Origin of the sequence: Kribbella amoyensis, from assembly GCF_007828865.1 — a bacterium.
Lineage (GTDB): Bacteria > Actinomycetota > Actinomycetes > Propionibacteriales > Kribbellaceae > Kribbella > Kribbella amoyensis.
Genome location: NZ_VIVK01000001.1, coordinates 2,575,720 through 2,591,384, shown reverse-complemented (window position 1 = coordinate 2,591,384; position 15,665 = coordinate 2,575,720). Strand labels below are relative to the sequence as shown.

Sequence of the window (15,665 nt, the reverse complement as noted above, 5' to 3'; positions counted from 1 at the left end):
AGTGGGCCTGATCTACGTCACCGGCGCCTCCGGTGCGGGCAAGTCGACGGTCCTAGGTGAGCTGCGGCGCCGCGGCTTTGTTGCCCATGGCACCGATGAGGACGGGTTGGCACGCTGGTACGAGAACAGCACGCACCGAGAGGCGAGCATGCCGGCGGACCCGGACCGACGGGATGACGACTGGTACGCGCACCACACCTATCGTCTCCCGCCGGACACCGTCCGCCGCCTCGCCGCCGAGGTCGGCGACGACATCGGGTTCGTGTGCGGGACGGTCGGGAACGACAACGAGATCTGGGACCTGTTCACGTCCGTGGTCAGCCTCAGCGTCGACGCGACGACGATCCGAAGGCGGCTCGGTGCACGCGGCGACGGCTTCGGCTCGACCGAGGCCGAGGTGCGGAGAATCCTTGCCTGGCACAAGAACGTGGACGCCGACAACGCCCGCTTCGGCGCGGTACTCGTCGACGCCACCGGCCCGGTCAGCGAGGTCGTCGATCGGGTGCTGGCTTCGATCGGAACGGGTTAGTCAGTGCCCCGACACCCGATCACCGGCCGGGTCCGCTCGGTGCGCGAGCCCGGTCAGTGGCCGGGCCCGATCAGGACCTTCCGGCGCTCGTACTCGTGCGCACCGCCCTTGCGGGCCAGCGTCTCGCACGCCTCGCCGATGTCCCGGGCGAGGGTGTCGACGTGCTCGCGGCTCAACGTCTCCTTGACCAGCGCGCGCATGATCGTCACGTCCTGCGCGTTCGGCGGCAGCGTGTACGCGGGCACCATCCAGGCCCGCTCGGCCGACAGCTGCCAGGCGATGTCGAACTCGTCGTACGGGACGTCGCCGGCCAGCTTGAACGCGGTCAACGGCAACTGCTCCTCGTCGCGGCCGATCAGCTCGAACAGGTCGAGCGCGGCCAGCTTGTCGGCCAGCAGTTCGGCGTTCGCCCGCATGTTCCGCATGATGTACGTGTACCCGGCCCGGCCGTACCGGACCAGGTTGTAGTACTGCGCGAGCACCATCGCCGAGCCGGTGGAGAAGTTCAGCGTGAACGTGGCGTCGGTCTTGCCCAGGTAGTTCTCCCGGAACACCAGGTCGTCGGCCAGGTCGGCGGTCTCCCGGAAGATCAGCCAGCCGATCCCGGGGTACACCAGGCCGAACTTGTGCCCGGACACGTTGATCGAGCGGACCTGCTCGAGCCGGAAGTCCCACTCCGAGTGCGGGTACAGGAACGGCCAGACGAACCCGCCACTCGCGGCGTCGACGTGCAGCGGTACGTCGATCCCGCGCTCGCCCTTGAGCCGGACCAGCAGGTCGTTGATCCCGGTGATGTCGTCCTTGTGCCCGGTGAACGTGGTCCCGAGCACCGCGGCCACGCCGATCGTGTTCTCGTCCAGGTGCGGGGCGACGTCATCGGGGCCGATCGTGTACTTGCCAGGCTGCAGCGGCACGATCCGCGGTTCCACGTCGAAGTACCGGCAGAACTTCTCCCAGACCACGTGCACGTCACCGCCGAAGACCAGGTTCGGCGCCGTCGTCGGCCGACCCGCCTTCTCCTGCCGTTTGCGCCAGTTCCACTTCAGCGACAGGGCCCCGAGCATGATCGCCTCGGACGATCCCTGGGTCCGCGCCCCGGTGGTCTCGCCGGGTGCGTGGAAGAGGTCCGCGAGCATCCGGATGCAGCGCTGCTCGATCTCGGCCGTGCGCGGGTACTCGGCGTGGTCGATGAAGTTGCGGTGCAGGTTCTCGGCGATGATGCGCTGCGCCTCCGGCTCCATCCAGGTGGTCACGAACGTTGCCAGGTTGCGGGCCGGATCGCCTTCCAGGGCGAGGTCCTCGCCGACCAGGCGCATCGCGTCGACCGCGCTCATCCCGCCCTCGGGGAACACCCGGCTGGGGACCTCCTGGGTGACGAACCGGTTGCCGAACAACGCGCCGTCGGTCTGCGAATCGGGCAAAGTGGTCATGGCCTCCCCCTCGGATCGTCTCCACCACCATCCGATGGACGCCGGACCGCTGGCTCACCCGGCACGGATGACCCACCCGGGCGCTCCAGGGCGACGGCGATCGCCGGGTACACCAGGACGGACAGCACGGCCGCGCCGGTGAGGGCGGCCGCGTTCTCCGGGAGCATGGTCCCGTTGCGCAGGCCGATCTCGGTCAGCGCCACGATCAACGGCAACGTGGTCGCGGTACAGAACATCAGCTGGACCCGCAGCCTGGTCCGCACGGTCCGGCGGTAGAGGAAGAACACCGGCAGCCCGCGGACCACCAGCAGCAGCACAAGGAAGACGGGCAACCGGGCCGGCGACTCGGTGATCGAGTCCAGGTTCACGCCCATCCCGGCGGAGACGAAGAAGACCGGGATGAAGAACCCGTACCCGACGGCGTCGAGCTTGACCTCGAGCGCGTGCACGTTGCCCGGGGCGTACCGGCGCAGCACCATCCCGGCCAGCATCGCTCCGAGGACGACGTCGAGACCGAAGTCGGCGGCCAGGACGAGGAACCCGAGCAACAGCAGGACGGACCAGCGCAACGTGGTCTGCCCGGTCGTGTCCGCGCCGGCCGCGATGATCCGGGCCACCCGGCGCTCGCGGAGCAGCCGCGGGACGTACGCCAGGGCGAGGGCGAGCAGGCCGATCGCGGCGAGCGAGATCAGCGCCGAGAACCGGTTGTTCACCCCGAGGAAGATCGCGATCGCGAGGATCGGCAGCATCTCGCCGATCGCGCCGTTGGGCAGGAAGTACCGGCCGAGGTCCTGGTCGTGCAGACCGCGTTCGCGCAGGATCGGCAGGACGGTCCCGAGCGCGGTGGTGGTCAGGGCGAGCCCGACCGGGACGTACGCGTGCACGAACCCGACCGCGGCCAGGCCGCCGACGATCACCGCGGCCAGCACGCAGGAGCTGATCCAGGCGATCAACGCGGTCCCGGCCACCCGGGTCCGCAGGATCGCCGGCTGGATCTCGAACCCGGCGAGCAGGAAGACGAACCCGAGCCCGACGTTGGCCAGCAGCTCGATCTCGCTCGGCTTGGCCAGGCCGAACCCGGACGGCCCGATCAGGATCCCGCCGAGGATCAGCAGCACCAACTGCGGGATCCGGCCGCCCGGGATCACCGCGCTCAGCAAAGGAGCCAGCGCGGCGACCAGGACCACCACGAACAACGACTCCAGACCGGCGAGCATGATCCCCTCCGCTGCCCCGTGCGTGCCCGTACGACCGCCTCGATCGTCACCCAGCCGGTCGCCCGCTCGCTCACCCACCACGGATGAGGCCGGTCCCGGCGGCCGCGGTCAAGGTTGAGCCAGGAGCGCGCGGGAGGGAGTACGCGATGGGGTGCCTGTTCGCCTTGTTCGCCGGGGTGTTTCCCCGGCTGGCGCTGCTGATCGTCTGGATCGCCCGGCCGAAGATGGTCGACGCCGCCTTCGACACCTGGATCTGGCCGCTGCTCGGGCTGATCTTCCTGCCGTTCGCCACCCTGATCTACGTGATCCTCTACTGGGCCGGCGGCAACCTGTCCGCCGGCGACTGGGTCTGGGTCGGTTTCGCGGCGCTGCTCGACCTGTTGCACTGGGCCGGCGGCTGGACCCAGCGCCGGCAGGCCCCCGGGTACCGGTCCAGCCCTGCCTGAGCGGCGGACGCGGAGTGGGTCTTCACCCGGTTCGGGTGACTTCTGGCGGCTTTCGTCCAGGGTTGAGGGCGCAGAGCTATAGCGCCCCGGTGCGGACCGTGACAGGCTGGTGGTGCGTACCGGGCTGGGTTTCGAGAAGGAGGCTCGCGGGCCCGGCACGAAGACAACTTGGGGGTGCCATCCCGCGTGAAACCCGGGTTCCGTTCGGCTCGCGCGCTGGCCGAGTTCGCCGCCGATCTGCAGAGATCGAGCGTTTCCGAGGCTGCCGAAACGGCGGTCGCCATTGCCCCACGTCTTCTGATGCCCGGAGCAGCCGGCAGCGTGCTGCTCTGCCACCGTCGCCGGCTGGTTCCGACCGCCGCGAGCGACCCCGAACTCCTCGCCGCCGACAGAGCGCAGGCCGAGTACGACGAAGGACCGTCGGTCGACGTCCTGAAGGGCACCGCGGCGGCGTTCGCCGCCGACCTCCGGACCGCTCCGGCCTGGCCCGTCTGGGCACCGCGGGCGGTGGAGCTCGGCTGGCGCACGATGCTGAGTCTGCGGTTGACCAGCCGCGCCGGCCATCTGCTCGGGGTGTTCACCGTGGCTCACACCGAGCCCGGCGTCCTGGGACCGGCCGTGGCCGAGCACGCGTTGACGCTGGCCACCCATCTGTCGGTCGGACTGGACACCGCGCGGATCCAGGAGAACCTGCGGCTGGCCCAGGACGCCCAGGCCCGGGTCGGTCAGGCGACCGGGATCCTGATGGAGCGGTTCGGTCTCGACGCCGACCAGGCCTTCCGCGTGCTGCGCCGGTACTCGCAGGACACGCACCGGAAACTGCACCTGGTGGCCGAAGAAGTGATCAGCAACGGTGGACTGCCCGCCGCACCGGCCGAGCTCGGCCGGTCCGGGTGGCGAGTCTGACCCGAACGCATGATTCGGGCGAGCCGGTGCCGCAGTGCACGGCGCGACCCACCCGGGTCCCCAACACCACCGGCGTCACGCCGCGAGGGGAAGTGACCCCGTGACCGATCAACCTTCGCCCCGCCTCGGCAGCGTGAAGACGGCCGCGGCCGCGCTGAACCAGCTGCCGTTCGCCGTCGCCGCCCTGGAAGGACCCGACCTGCGCCTGGTCGTGGTCAGTGAGGCGATGCAGCGGCTCTTCACCGTCCGTGAACTGAGCGCCCAGCCGCTGCGCGAACTGATCCCCGAACTGCTCGGCAGCACCCTGCTGGAGCGGATCGAGGAGGTCTACCGGACCCAGCAGGTGTTCTACGGCCGGGGCTGGCGGATCGCGATCCCGCAGCAGGACGGGCAGTTCGACGAGCACTACCTGAATCTCACCTTCGCCCCCTGGTACCACGAGGACGGCCGGCTGCGCGGTGTCATCGTGGCCGCCGACCAGGTGACCGACCTGGTCGAGGCGCGCCGCGGCGCCGAGCGGCGGGCCGAGAACCTGCGGCTGCAGTATCTGCACACCCGCGACATCCTCGGCTCGCTCCAGGGTGCGATGCTGCCGCGCGGGCTGCCGATCCTGCCGGAAGTCGAACTGGCCGCCCGGTACGTGCTCGCCGAGGTCGACGACGCGGCCGGCGGGGACTGGTACGACGCGATCGCGCTGGACGACGGCCGGGTCGCGCTGGTGGTCGGCGACGTCGTCGGCCACGGCATCGACGCCTCGTCGAGGATGGCCCGGCTGGCCACCTTGCTGCAGGCGGCGATCCTCGACGGCCCGGCCGATCCGGCGGAGGCGATCGAGAAGCTGGACCGCTTCGCCTCCCGGGTCCCTGGGGCGGCAGCGACGACCGTCTGCCTGGTGATCCTCGACCCGGCGACCGGCCGGCTGTCCTACTGCACAGCGGGCCATCCGCCACCCCTGGTGGTCCGGGACGGCGCCGATCGCGGCCACTACCTGCCCACCACCCAGGACCCGCCGATCCGCACCGGCGGTGAGTACCACAGCCGGGAGGCCCGACTGGAGCGCGGCGACCTGCTGCTGCTCTACACCGACGGGTTGATCGAACGTCCCGGCCGCGACGTCCTCCAGTCCACGCTCGAGCTCGTGTCCGCCGCGGCCCACGCGGCGGCCGACACCGCGTTCCAGCAGTCCGGCCCCGAGCGGCTCCCGGACCGCGCGACCGGACAGGTCGTCGAACTCCTGACCCGGGTCACCGGCTACAGCGACGACATCACGATCCTGGCGGCCCATCGCGCCGCGCCGGTCGAACCGTTCCACCGGGCCGGCGTCGCCGTTCCGCAGATCGTCCCCGACTGGCGGATGGACCTGGACGCCTGGCTGCGGACCCTCGGGGTCGATCTGACCACCAGCATCGCCATCCAGCACGCGGTGGTCGAGGCGGTCACCAACTCGATCGTGCACGCGTACGCCGACACCGCGCCCGGACCGGTCGCTGTGGACGCGCTGCTGGACCCGACCGGTGTCCTGGAGGCCGTCGTCGCCGATCACGGCCGGTGGGTCGTACCCAGTCCGAGCCGGGCGGAGACCGGCGGCCGCGGGCTGCCGCTGGCTGGTGCCCTGGTCGAGGAACTGCGGATCGACCACGACGCCGAGGGCACCGTGGTGACCATCCGGCATCCGGTCCGCCGCCCGGCCGAGTTCGGCGCCGAGTTCGGCGCCCGGCGGGGCGTCGAGATCACGATCCCGGAGTTCGAGCTCCTGCAGGACGGGCAGCGGGTGGTCGTCTCCGGACCGCTCGACACCGTGACGAGCGCCGAACTGAATCGCGTGCTCCGCCATGTCGCCGGTCACTCCACGCAGCACCTCACCGTGGATCTCGACGGCGTCACCCACCTGGCCAGCTCCGGCGTCCAGGTGTTGTTCGACGCACTCGAACGCTCCCGGCTCGACGGCCAGGGGCTCACGCTGCACGCGAGCCCGGGGACACCGGCACATCACGTCCTCGAGCTCACCCGCCTTCCGTACAGCTGATTCGCTACCAACACCACCGGTTGGGGAAGGACCATGCAGAGTTCCGATCCGGTCACCGGAGCCAGCGCGGGCATCGTGCGGCTGCCGGGACCGACCGGTGCGCTCTGGCTGGTCCGCGCCGAAGGGATGATCGACCAGCCGGACCACCCGGTGATGGCCGTCGCCGGGCAGCCCGCCGAGGGCTGTAGCCAGGTAGTGATCGATCTGTCCGAGGTCCCGGTGATCGCGGCCCGGGGGGTCCGCAGCCTGAGCGCGTGCGCCCGGCGGCTGCGGACGGCCGGACAGTCGCTGATCCTGGTCGGCGCGAACCCGGTGGTCGCCCGGGTCCTCGAGGTCGCCGGCGAGAGCCTGGACGTGGTGTCCTCGATCGACGAACTGCTGGACGACCGTGACCGGCGGGCCGACCTGCCACCGACCGAACGCTGGTACCCGCGGCCGCCGCGGACCCCGGACCGCGCGGCCCGGGAACGCCGCGAGCAGCAGCGGGTCCTCGACCAACTGCGGGCCCAGGCCGAGATCGCCGTCGCGGAGGGGATCCTGCTCGGCCGGTACCCGCAGCTCGTCCCGCAGACCGCGCACCAGCGGCTCCGCCGGACCGCGCGGGAGCACAACGTCCGGCTGGACGACCTGGCCCAGGCCCTGATCGTCGCTCCGGCGCCGGACGACGGGACCGGGGACTGGTTCACCGGTGGGGACCAGCCGCCGGCCCCGGACCTGCCGGTCCTGCGAGCGGCGGGCGTCGATCCACAGATCCGCTCCGAGGTCCTGGGCGCGATCCTGGACGACGCGCTGCGCATCACCGAGGCGACGACGGGCAACGTGCAACTGCTCGAGCACGACACCGGCGAACTCCGGATCGCCGCGCACCGCAACCACCCGGAGGCGTTCCTGGACTTCTTCGGCCGGGTCGGGGTGTCCGGATCGGCGTGCGCCCTGGCCCTGCGGCAGGAGGTCCGGGTGACCGTGATCGACGTGGCCACGGACCCGATCTTCAACGCCGCCTCCCGCGCGGTGATGCTGGAGGCCAACTACCGTGCCTGCCACAGCGTCCCCCTGCACGGCCGGGACATCCTGCACGGGATCGTCTCCACCCACTTCCCGCACCCGGTCCGGCCGCTGCTCAACAACCAGTCCCGCGCCTTCGACGACCTGGCCGACCAGGCCGGGGACTGGCTGCAGTGGAACTACGACAAGGCCCTCGTCGACGCGCTCGAGGACCTGCATCGCCAGGGCACCGCCGACCGGGCATAACGTTGCCTCAGGCAACCTGACCCCGCCGGTGGTACTTTCGTGGTTTCACTGCTGGTACGAGGGGGTTGGTGAGATGACGGAGCTGGACCTGCAGAGCCTGGTCGTGAACCGCGCCGACGGGCGCGACGACGGCGAGGACTGGACCGAGAACTACGAGGAGCTCCCCGGCGGGGCGGGGATCTCGATCATCCTCGAGGCCACCACACAGGCCGGGGTCGGACCGCGGCTGCACATGCACCCGTACGCGGAGACCTTCATCATCCGCCGGGGGTCGGCCACCTTCACCGTCGACGGCACCGAGCTCGTCGGCCGGGCCGGCCAGGTGCTGGTCGTACCGGCCGACACCCCGCACAAGTTCTCCACCGGACCGGACGGCTACGAGGCCGTCCACATCCACGCGAACTCCAGCTTCGAGACCACCTGGCTGGAGTAGTCAGCGCTCCTCGTCGCCGAGCTCGGTGAACAGGGTGAGCTGGATGCCGCCCGGGGTCTCGAGGCGGGCGTTGAGGGAGTTCCACGGCGTCACGGTCGGGGGTGCGACCAGGGTGGCGCCCGCCTCGGTGAGGGTCCGGGTCGTGGTGGCCGAGTCCGGCACCTGGAGCGCCACGCGGTACTGGCCTGCCACCCGGCGGCCGACCTCCACCTCGTCGATGTAGCCGGCGTGCGCCGGATCGGTGATCTCGAGCGTCGCGCGGCCGGCCTCGAGGATCGTGACGTGCCCGCCCGCCGCGGCGTACGAGGCGCGTTCGGGCAGGCCGAGGGTGTCGCGGTAGAAGGCGAGGGCCTCGGCGTAGTCGGGCGCGGTGACGACGAGGCGGAGTTCGAGCACGGGCTCGGGTGTGAGGTGGGTCATAGCTGGATTCTGCCTGCTGCCGGTCGAGATCGGCCTGTCTCGCTCGACGCAGGGGTGACACGAGAGGAGACAGCCATGTCGTTTCAGGCGTACCTGGACAAGATCGAGGAGAAGACCGGCCTCACCCCGCGCGAACTGCTCGCGGTGGCGGCGGACAAGGGCTTCGAGGGGCCGGCGGTGAAGGCCGGCGAGGTCGCGGAGTGGCTGAAGGCGGACTACGACCTCGGCCGCGGGCACGCGATGGCCTTCGTGCACGTGCTCAAGAACGGCCCGAAGATCAGCAGCAAGCACGTCGGCTCCACCGGGGTCCACCGCGACGAGTCGGACACGCTCTGGCTCGACGGCAAGGCCACCAAGCCGGCCGGGTGAGCCGTCGGGGCGTCGCGGACCAGGCATGATGGAGGGTGTGAGCAACGAGCTGACACCCGACCTGGCCGCGACGATCGAGGCGGCGAACGCGAGCCGGGACCGGGCGAACATGCGCCCGACGATCGACTTCTTCACCGACCTGCTCCGGCAGCACCCGGACAACCCGTACGTGCAGTACGAGGTCGGCGGCGCGTACGACACCGCCGGCCTGGAGGAGGACGCGATCCCGTACTACGAGCGCGCGCTGCCCGGCCTCAGCGGGGACACCCGGCGCCGGTGCCTGCTCCAGTACGGGAGCACGTTGCGCAACCTCGGCCGGTACGACGAGTCGCTGGAGGTGTTCACCAAAGCCTGCCAGGAGTACCCCGAGTCGGACGCGCTGCGCGTCTTCAAGGCGCTGACCCTGAACGCGGCCGGCCGCAAGGACAAGGCGCTCGCCACCCTGCTGCTGGTGATCGCCGACCGCGTGGATTCCAAGGACGTCCGCCGCTACGAAGCCGCGATCCGGGGCAACGCCGCCGACCTCGCCGGCCACTGAGCTGCCGTAGTTCCCGATCTCAGCAGGCGCAGGCGACGCCGCGGGGTGCGGTCAGTGGGTCGACCGGGCGTCGGGTGACGCCGTCCGTGGTCTCGACCGGGAGACCCTCGCGGCTCCAGTACTCGAAGCCGCCGAGCATCTCCTTGACCGGGTAACCGAGCTTCGCGAACTCCAGGGCCGCCTTGGTCCCGCCGTTGCAGCCCGGCCCCCAGCAGTACGTGACCACGGCTGTGCCCGCCGGTACGACGGTCGCCGCGCGGGCCGCGATCTCGCGGGTGGGGAGGTGGATCGCCCCGGGCAGGTGGCCCTGGTCCCAGCTCTCCTGGCTGCGGCTGTCGATCAGCACCCAGCCCGTCCGGCCGGCACCGAGGTCGGCGGCCACGTCGGACGGGTCGGTCTCGTACGCCAGCCGCCCGGCGAAGTGGGCGACGGCCGCCTCCGCGTTCGCGGGCGGGACTGCAGGACCGAGGACGTCATCGGGGCTCCTTCATCGTTCGGGAGACCCCAGCATGCGGAGCGGCGACCGGGTCGCGACAGTGGCAGAAACGACTCGCTACCACAAGATTCAGCCGGTCGGCTGGCCGGCCCGCTGGACCAGGACGCGGGCCCGGGCGACCTTGATCGCGCGGGCCAGCGTCTCCACGTCGTACGCGCCGTAGTGGCGTTGCCCGTTGACGAAGAAGGTGGGGGTCCCGGAGACGCCGCTGAGGTCCGCGCTCTCGACGTCGCGGGCGACCCGCCCCGCCGCCGTGTGGTGCTTCACCTCGTCGTGCACGCGGTCCATGTCCAGGCCGAGTTGCTCGCCGTACCGCATCAGGTCCCTCGGCTGCAGCTGGTCCTGGTTCGCCAGCAGCAGGTCGTGCATCTCCCAGAACGAACCCTGGGCCGCGGCGGCCTCCGCGAACTCGGCGGCGATCTGCGCCCGTGGATGCACGTCGGCCAGCGGAAGGTGCCGCCACACGTACCGCAGGTCGTCGTCCTTCAGCAGAGCGCGGACCACGTCCTCCGCGCGACCGCAGTACGGGCACTCGAAGTCGCCGTACTCCACCAGGGTGACCGTCGCGGTCGCCGGGCCGCGGACGTGGTCGTGCTCGGGATCGACCGGCTCGGCCAGGTCGACCAGCCCGTCCGCGTCGCCGAGCAGGGCGGCCGCCTTCTTCGGCGGCGAGAGCAACGCAGCCGCGCGGAACACCAGCCAGGTCAGCACCGACGCGACCACCACGGTCGACAGCAGCCCCAGCTTCGGCTCGACCAGCTCCGGCCCGTCGAACGCCAAAGTTGCTATCAGCAACGACACGGTGAAGCCGATGCCCGCGATCGTGCCGCTGCCGGCCACTCCGGCCCAGCCGACGATCGGCCGGAACCGGCCCCGGGTCAGCCGCGGGATCGCCCAGGACACCCCGATCACCGCGAGCGGCTTGCCGAGCGTGTACCCGAGCAGGATGCCGAGCGTGATCGGTGAGGTGTACGCCTCGCCGAGGAAGTCCAGGTGGATCGGGATCCCGGCGTTGGCGAGCCCGAACAACGGCACGATCAGGTAGCTCGTCCACGGGTGGTAGAAGTGCTGCAGCCGGTCGTTCGGGGACAGCGTTGCGGTCAGCCCGACGGTGGCGGAGCGGGCGAGTTCGGCGGTCGGCTGCTCGCGGAACAACCGGAACAGCCCGGTCGCCTGCTCGAGGTCGTCCCGGCCGGGCGAGTAGGCCGGCGCGGTCAGCCCGATCGCGAGCCCGGCCACCACCGGGTCCACCCCGCTGGTCAGCAACGCGGCCCAGGTCAGGATGCCGAGCGCGAGGTACACGAACGGCCTGCTCACGCCGAACCGCGCGACGGTGAACAGCACCCCGAACGCGAGCACCGCCAGCAGCAGCGGCATCATCCGGATGTCCTCGCTGTAGACGATCGCGATCACCAGCAACGCGATGATGTCGTCCACCACGAACACCGTCAGCAGGAACACCCGCACCCGGTCCGGTACGCCCCGCCCGACCAGCGCGAGCAGCCCGAGCGCGAGCGCCGTGTCGGTGGACATCGCCACGCCCCAGCCGTGCGCGCCGTCGCCGCCGAGAGTGAAGGCGAGGTAGATCAGCACCGGCAGCACCATGCCGGTCACGCCGGCGATCACCGGCAGCACGAACCGGCTGCGTTCGCGCAGGTCACCGAGGTCGAACTCGCGCCGCGCCTCCAGCCCGACGACCAGGAAGAACAACGTCATCAGACCGCTGTTGATCCAGTCCCGCAGGTCCAGACTCAACTCGTCGCCACCGAGGCTCACCGCGAGATCGGTGTGCCAGAAGCTCTCGTACGCCCCGGGCGCGACGTTGGCCCACACCAGCGCCGCCACGATCGCACCGGCCAGCACTCCCGAACTGCCCGCCTCGGTCCGGAGGAAGGCTCGCAACGGCGCAGCGAAGTCCCGGGTCCAAGCGGTCCGCTGGAGGTAGTGCGTCACTTGCACGAGGACAAGGTAACCCGGGGTTCGCCCTCGGCAGTTGTGGGCGGACCAGACCGGTTGCGAACGACTTGACGGCTGCGAAAAACGGCCCACACTGTTGTCTCGGCTCGGCTAACGCTTTGTCTGTCCGAGGCTGCATGATGTGTACATGAACACTCCAGCCAAGGGGTGCCGTGACGATCACCCCTGTCTGGAGCCCCCATGGCTGAGTACGACATTGCTGCGCCGACGACGGCTGACGCCTTCGCCCGGCTGGCGGTCGAGTTGCATGACGCGCCTGGCGTCGAGGAGACGATCGACGCCGTCGTCCAGTTCGCGCTCCAGGCCCTCAACTGCACCTACGCCGGCGTCGCGCTGTACACCCGCGGATCCCGGCCGGAGATCGCCGCGGTCACCGATCCGGTCGTCGGTGACGTCTACAACCTGCAGATCGACAACGAGGACGGCCCGCTGATCACCGCGCTGCGGGAGCGCGACACCGTCCTGATCCGCGACACCACCGCGGACGGCCGCTGGCACGAATGGGCCGCGAAGGTCGCCGCCCTCGGCGTCCGCAGCGTGCTGGACGTCCCGCTCACCACCGGCGCCGGCGCCACCGCGTCGGTCGGCGTCCTCGGCCTGTACAGCCCGGTCGCGGACGCGTTCGGCGAGGACGACGAGGCGGTCGCGCACATCCTGGCGCGGCACGCATCCGTCGCGGTGGCGTCGGCGCGGCACGAGGCGACGATGGCGCAGGCGGTGGACGCGCGCAAGCTGGTCGGCCAGGCGATGGGCATCCTGATGGAGCGCTTCGACGTCGACGGTGACCGTGCGTTCGCGATCCTGAAGCGGTACTCGCAGGACACCAACACCAAACTCCGCGACGTTGCCCAGCAACTGATCGACACCCGCAAGCTGCCGCATTGATTTTTCCCGGCCCGAGTGCGTAGATGGGACGGGTGGGGGCACCGCCCCCGGTGTAACCCGACGCCGGGATGAGTGCGGCCAGTGGCGCGGGCCGGGTCTCGTCCCGGCGCCTCCCTGTCCGGAACCCGGAATCCCTGCTCCTGAAGTCTTTCTCGTCCCCGGCCGCCGCCGGATTCCTGCCGCGTCACGCTCCGAAGTCACCGCCTTCGCACCCCCGCCGACGGGATTGCGTATTCTGCGGGTGCGAAGACAGGGAGGGGGAGGCATCGGTGGCAGGCGCGTGGCAACCCCTGTCCGGCCCCTCGCACCAGGTCGCGCTGGAGATCCTGCTCGACGGCCCGCTGTCCCGGGCGGAACTGGCCAAGCGGGTCCGGCTCTCCCCCGGCAGCCTGACCCGGCTGACCAAACCGATGGTCGAGTCCGGCCTGCTGGTCGAGGTGGACGCCGGGCCGATGGATCCCCGCGTCGGCCGGCCGTCGCAACCGCTGGACATCGTCCCGACCGCGCACCACTTCGTCGGGATCAAGGTCACCGGTGACACCGCCGTCGGCGTCCTGACCACGCTCCGTGCCCAGGTGATCGCGACCGCGGACCGGCCCCTGCCCGGCCACTCGCCGGACGCCGTCGCCGCGACCATCGCCGACCTGGCCCGGTCGCTGACCGAGAACCTGCCGGCCGGTGCGGAGTACGGCGAACTCTCCGGGATCGGGGTGTCGCTGGGCGGCCAGGTGATCGGCAAGAGCGAGGTCCACCGCGGCTCGTTCCTGGACTGGACCGACGTACCGCTCGGCGCGCTGCTGAAGGAGCACACCGACGTCCCGGTGGTGGTCGCGAACGACCTCACCGCGTTGACCGAGGCGACGCACTGGTTCGGCGCCGGCCGCGGGGCCGGCACGTTCTGCCTGCTCACGATCGGCGCGGGCATCGGGTACGGGCTGGTCGTGCACGATCGGGCCGTCGAGTCCGACGACGCCAGCCTCGGCCTGGTCGGGCATCACCCGCTCATCCCCGGCGGACCGGTCTGCTACCGCGGCCACCAGGGCTGCGCGAGCTCCGTCCTGACCACCGACGCGATCGTCACTGCAGCCAGTACCGCGCTGGGCCGCCCGGTCGGGTACGACGAATGCCTGACCCTGGCCGAGAAGGGCGACCCGGCCGCGCGCGAGGTGGTCGACACGGCTGGACACGCCTTGGGCCGCTTGGTCGCCGCGGCCGCGAACTTCTCCCGGCCGGAGCGGGTCGTCATCGGCGGTGAAGGGGTCCGCCTGGTCGAGGTCGCGCACGACGCCCTGCTCGACGGCCTGCACCTGGACCGGCATCCCGAGGCGGCCGATCCGCCGATCGTGCTGCTCGCGCCGGACTTCAGCGAATGGGCGCGGGGGGCGGCGGTGATCGCGATCCAGACGTTCGTGCTCGGCAGTTGACAGCTCGGCTGTTGATTGCTCGCGTAACTGACTAGTCCATGATAGACAGTTACCCATGGACAGCCTGCTGCGTCGCTGGCAACAGGGCTGGGGCCTTTGCCGCGGCCTCGCTTCCGCTACCGACTACGCCAGCACGACCACCGTCAGGGCGTCCGCTGCGGTCGCCCTGGACGTCCACCTCGGCCTACCGGAGCGCGACCGCGAACTCTTCGCCCTCGCCGACGACCGTGACCTCGTCGCCGAGCTGGTCACGGAGGTCGTCGGCAGTTCCGCACCGACCTGGTTGACCGTCACCACCCAGGAGCCCGATGCCGTCGCCGGGTGGCTCGAGGAGGCCGGGCTGCGGTTGTTCGCCGAGCGCAAGCTGCTGATGTCGCGCACCCTCCCGGACCACCCCGGCCAGGCACCTCCCCCGCAGTACGTGCTGGAGTCGTCGAGCGATGGCCCGCTGGAACGGGTGCGGGTCCTGGACCGGTCCGGCGTGGAGGCGGCGCGTGGGATGGCCGCGATCACCGGGGCGGACACCGTCATGCACGACATCCACACCGACCCGGACCACCGCCGCCGCGGCCTCGGCAGCGTCGTGATGAGCGCACTCGCCCACCGAGCCACCGAACGCGGCGCGACGACCGGCCTGCTGATGGCGACGACCGAAGGTGCGTATCTCTACGCCAACCTCGGCTGGTTGCCCGAAGCAACCATGATCACCGCGACGACCCCGCTCCCGGTACCAGCCTAGGCGCGAGCGCGGTACGCGGCGACCTTGGTGCGGTTCTGGCAGGCGGTCGAGCAGAAGCGCTGGGTCCGGTTGCGGGTGGCGTCGAGAAAGAGGTTGTCGCAGCGCGTGGCCTCGCAGCCGCGCAGCCGCTGCTGATCGTCGCTGCCCAGCAACATCGCGACCGCGGTGGCGAACTCGGCCAGCCACCCCGTCGCCGCCGACACACCCGGGCTGACGAAGTGCAGGTGCCACGGCAGGTCCTCGCGCCGCAGCAGCCGCGGTACCGCCCGGGTCTCCTCCAGCAGCGCGTTGATCGCCTCCGCCGCCTCGTCCACCTGGCCGTCGACGATCAACCGCAGGGCGCCGTACAGCGCGCGACCACCGTCCGCGAACGGGTCCAGCTCGATCTCGGGCAACCGGTTCGTCGTCAGCCGCAGCGCCGCCTCGACGACCGCGGTATCACCCGGCGGCCTCGGCTTGCCCGACGCGTACCCGCCGCTGAAGCCGTTGGCCAGCGCCACAGCTGCGTCCAGCGAGGCGATCAGGTGCCCGGTCGCGTCCATCGGTCCAGTATCGCGGGTCGGCACTTCCGGCCCGCTG

Annotated in this window: 17 protein-coding genes; 11 read left to right on the top strand and 6 right to left on the bottom strand. The window is 71.0% G+C overall.

From position 1 onward, the window contains the following. Position 1 precedes the first annotated feature (1 nt). Positions 2-529, top strand: coding sequence for an AAA family ATPase (locus FB561_RS12275; RefSeq protein ID WP_145806159.1), 528 nt, complete (start codon positions 2-4; stop codon positions 527-529). A gap of 53 nt (positions 530-582) precedes the next feature. Here the strand turns inward: FB561_RS12275 and gad are convergent, their stop codons facing one another. Together gad and FB561_RS12265 are read right to left on the bottom strand one after the other, a co-directional pair. Continuing rightward, entirely contained in the window at positions 583-1,959 is a 1,377-nt protein-coding gene (gene gad / locus FB561_RS12270; protein ID WP_145806157.1) for a glutamate decarboxylase, read from the bottom strand. Continuing rightward, positions 1,956-3,176, bottom strand: coding sequence for a cation:proton antiporter (locus FB561_RS12265; RefSeq protein ID WP_145806155.1), 1,221 nt, complete (start codon positions 3,174-3,176; stop codon positions 1,956-1,958). Before FB561_RS12265 ends, gad begins: the two co-directional genes overlap by 4 nt. 146 nt (positions 3,177-3,322) lie before the next feature. On the opposite strand from FB561_RS12265, the gene FB561_RS12260 reads away from it, so the two are divergent. The 5 genes from FB561_RS12260 to FB561_RS12240 all read left to right on the top strand — a co-directional run bounded on the left by FB561_RS12260 (position 3,323) and on the right by FB561_RS12240 (position 8,238). After that, a complete protein-coding gene (locus tag FB561_RS12260) occupies positions 3,323-3,622 on the top strand; it encodes a hypothetical protein (RefSeq protein WP_145806153.1) in 300 nt (99 codons plus the stop codon). 174 nt (positions 3,623-3,796) lie between these two features. Further along, a complete protein-coding gene (locus FB561_RS12255) occupies positions 3,797-4,528 on the top strand; it encodes a GAF and ANTAR domain-containing protein (RefSeq protein ID WP_337692300.1) in 732 nt (243 codons plus the stop codon). Between the two features lie 100 nt (positions 4,529-4,628). After that, the gene (locus FB561_RS12250; RefSeq protein WP_170284644.1) at positions 4,629-6,554 is read left to right on the top strand and encodes a SpoIIE family protein phosphatase; all 1,926 of its coding nucleotides are present in this window, start codon (positions 4,629-4,631) and stop codon (positions 6,552-6,554) included. A gap of 33 nt (positions 6,555-6,587) precedes the next feature. After that, the gene (locus FB561_RS12245; RefSeq protein WP_145806147.1) at positions 6,588-7,805 is read left to right on the top strand and encodes an STAS domain-containing protein; all 1,218 of its coding nucleotides are present in this window, start codon (positions 6,588-6,590) and stop codon (positions 7,803-7,805) included. A gap of 73 nt (positions 7,806-7,878) precedes the next feature. Further along, complete coding sequence (locus FB561_RS12240) at positions 7,879-8,238, top strand: cupin domain-containing protein (protein WP_145806146.1); 360 nt, start codon at positions 7,879-7,881, stop codon at positions 8,236-8,238. On the opposite strand, the gene FB561_RS12235 is transcribed toward FB561_RS12240, so the two are convergent. Next, entirely contained in the window at positions 8,239-8,658 is a 420-nt protein-coding gene (locus tag FB561_RS12235; RefSeq protein ID WP_145806144.1) for a VOC family protein, read from the bottom strand. A gap of 75 nt (positions 8,659-8,733) precedes the next feature. Between FB561_RS12235 and FB561_RS12230 the strand changes: the two genes are divergently transcribed. Continuing rightward, the gene (locus FB561_RS12230; RefSeq protein ID WP_145806142.1) at positions 8,734-9,027 is read left to right on the top strand and encodes a DUF4287 domain-containing protein; all 294 of its coding nucleotides are present in this window, start codon (positions 8,734-8,736) and stop codon (positions 9,025-9,027) included. Positions 9,028-9,055: 28 nt separating this feature from the next. Beyond that, the gene (locus FB561_RS12225; protein ID WP_238335160.1) at positions 9,056-9,565 is read left to right on the top strand and encodes a tetratricopeptide repeat protein; all 510 of its coding nucleotides are present in this window, start codon (positions 9,056-9,058) and stop codon (positions 9,563-9,565) included. Between the two features lie 19 nt (positions 9,566-9,584). On the opposite strand, the gene FB561_RS12220 is transcribed toward FB561_RS12225, so the two are convergent. Both FB561_RS12220 and nhaA read right to left on the bottom strand, forming a co-directional pair. After that, positions 9,585-9,947 (bottom strand): rhodanese-like domain-containing protein, encoded by a 363-nt coding sequence (locus tag FB561_RS12220; RefSeq protein ID WP_238334780.1) that lies wholly within the window; start codon positions 9,945-9,947, stop codon positions 9,585-9,587. A gap of 183 nt (positions 9,948-10,130) precedes the next feature. Next, positions 10,131-12,014, bottom strand: a complete 1,884-nt coding sequence (nhaA, locus tag FB561_RS12215; protein ID WP_202880597.1) for a Na+/H+ antiporter NhaA — start codon at positions 12,012-12,014, stop codon at positions 10,131-10,133. A 204-nt stretch (positions 12,015-12,218) separates the two neighbouring features. Here nhaA and FB561_RS12210 point away from each other — a divergent pair, with 204 nt between their 5' ends. The 3 genes from FB561_RS12210 to FB561_RS12200 all read left to right on the top strand — a co-directional run bounded on the left by FB561_RS12210 (position 12,219) and on the right by FB561_RS12200 (position 15,086). Next, positions 12,219-12,923: a GAF and ANTAR domain-containing protein gene (locus FB561_RS12210; protein WP_145806134.1), complete on the top strand. Its 705-nt coding sequence runs from the start codon at positions 12,219-12,221 to the stop codon at positions 12,921-12,923. Positions 12,924-13,192: 269 nt separating this feature from the next. Continuing rightward, entirely contained in the window at positions 13,193-14,347 is a 1,155-nt protein-coding gene (locus tag FB561_RS12205; RefSeq protein WP_145806132.1) for an ROK family transcriptional regulator, read from the top strand. Between the two features lie 55 nt (positions 14,348-14,402). Then, positions 14,403-15,086, top strand: coding sequence for a GNAT family N-acetyltransferase (locus FB561_RS12200; protein WP_145806130.1), 684 nt, complete (start codon positions 14,403-14,405; stop codon positions 15,084-15,086). On the opposite strand, the gene FB561_RS12195 is transcribed toward FB561_RS12200, so the two are convergent. After that, entirely contained in the window at positions 15,083-15,628 is a 546-nt protein-coding gene (locus tag FB561_RS12195; RefSeq protein WP_145806128.1) for a CGNR zinc finger domain-containing protein, read from the bottom strand. The two genes, FB561_RS12200 and FB561_RS12195, sit on opposite strands and share 4 nt — an antisense overlap. Positions 15,629-15,665 lie beyond the last annotated feature (37 nt).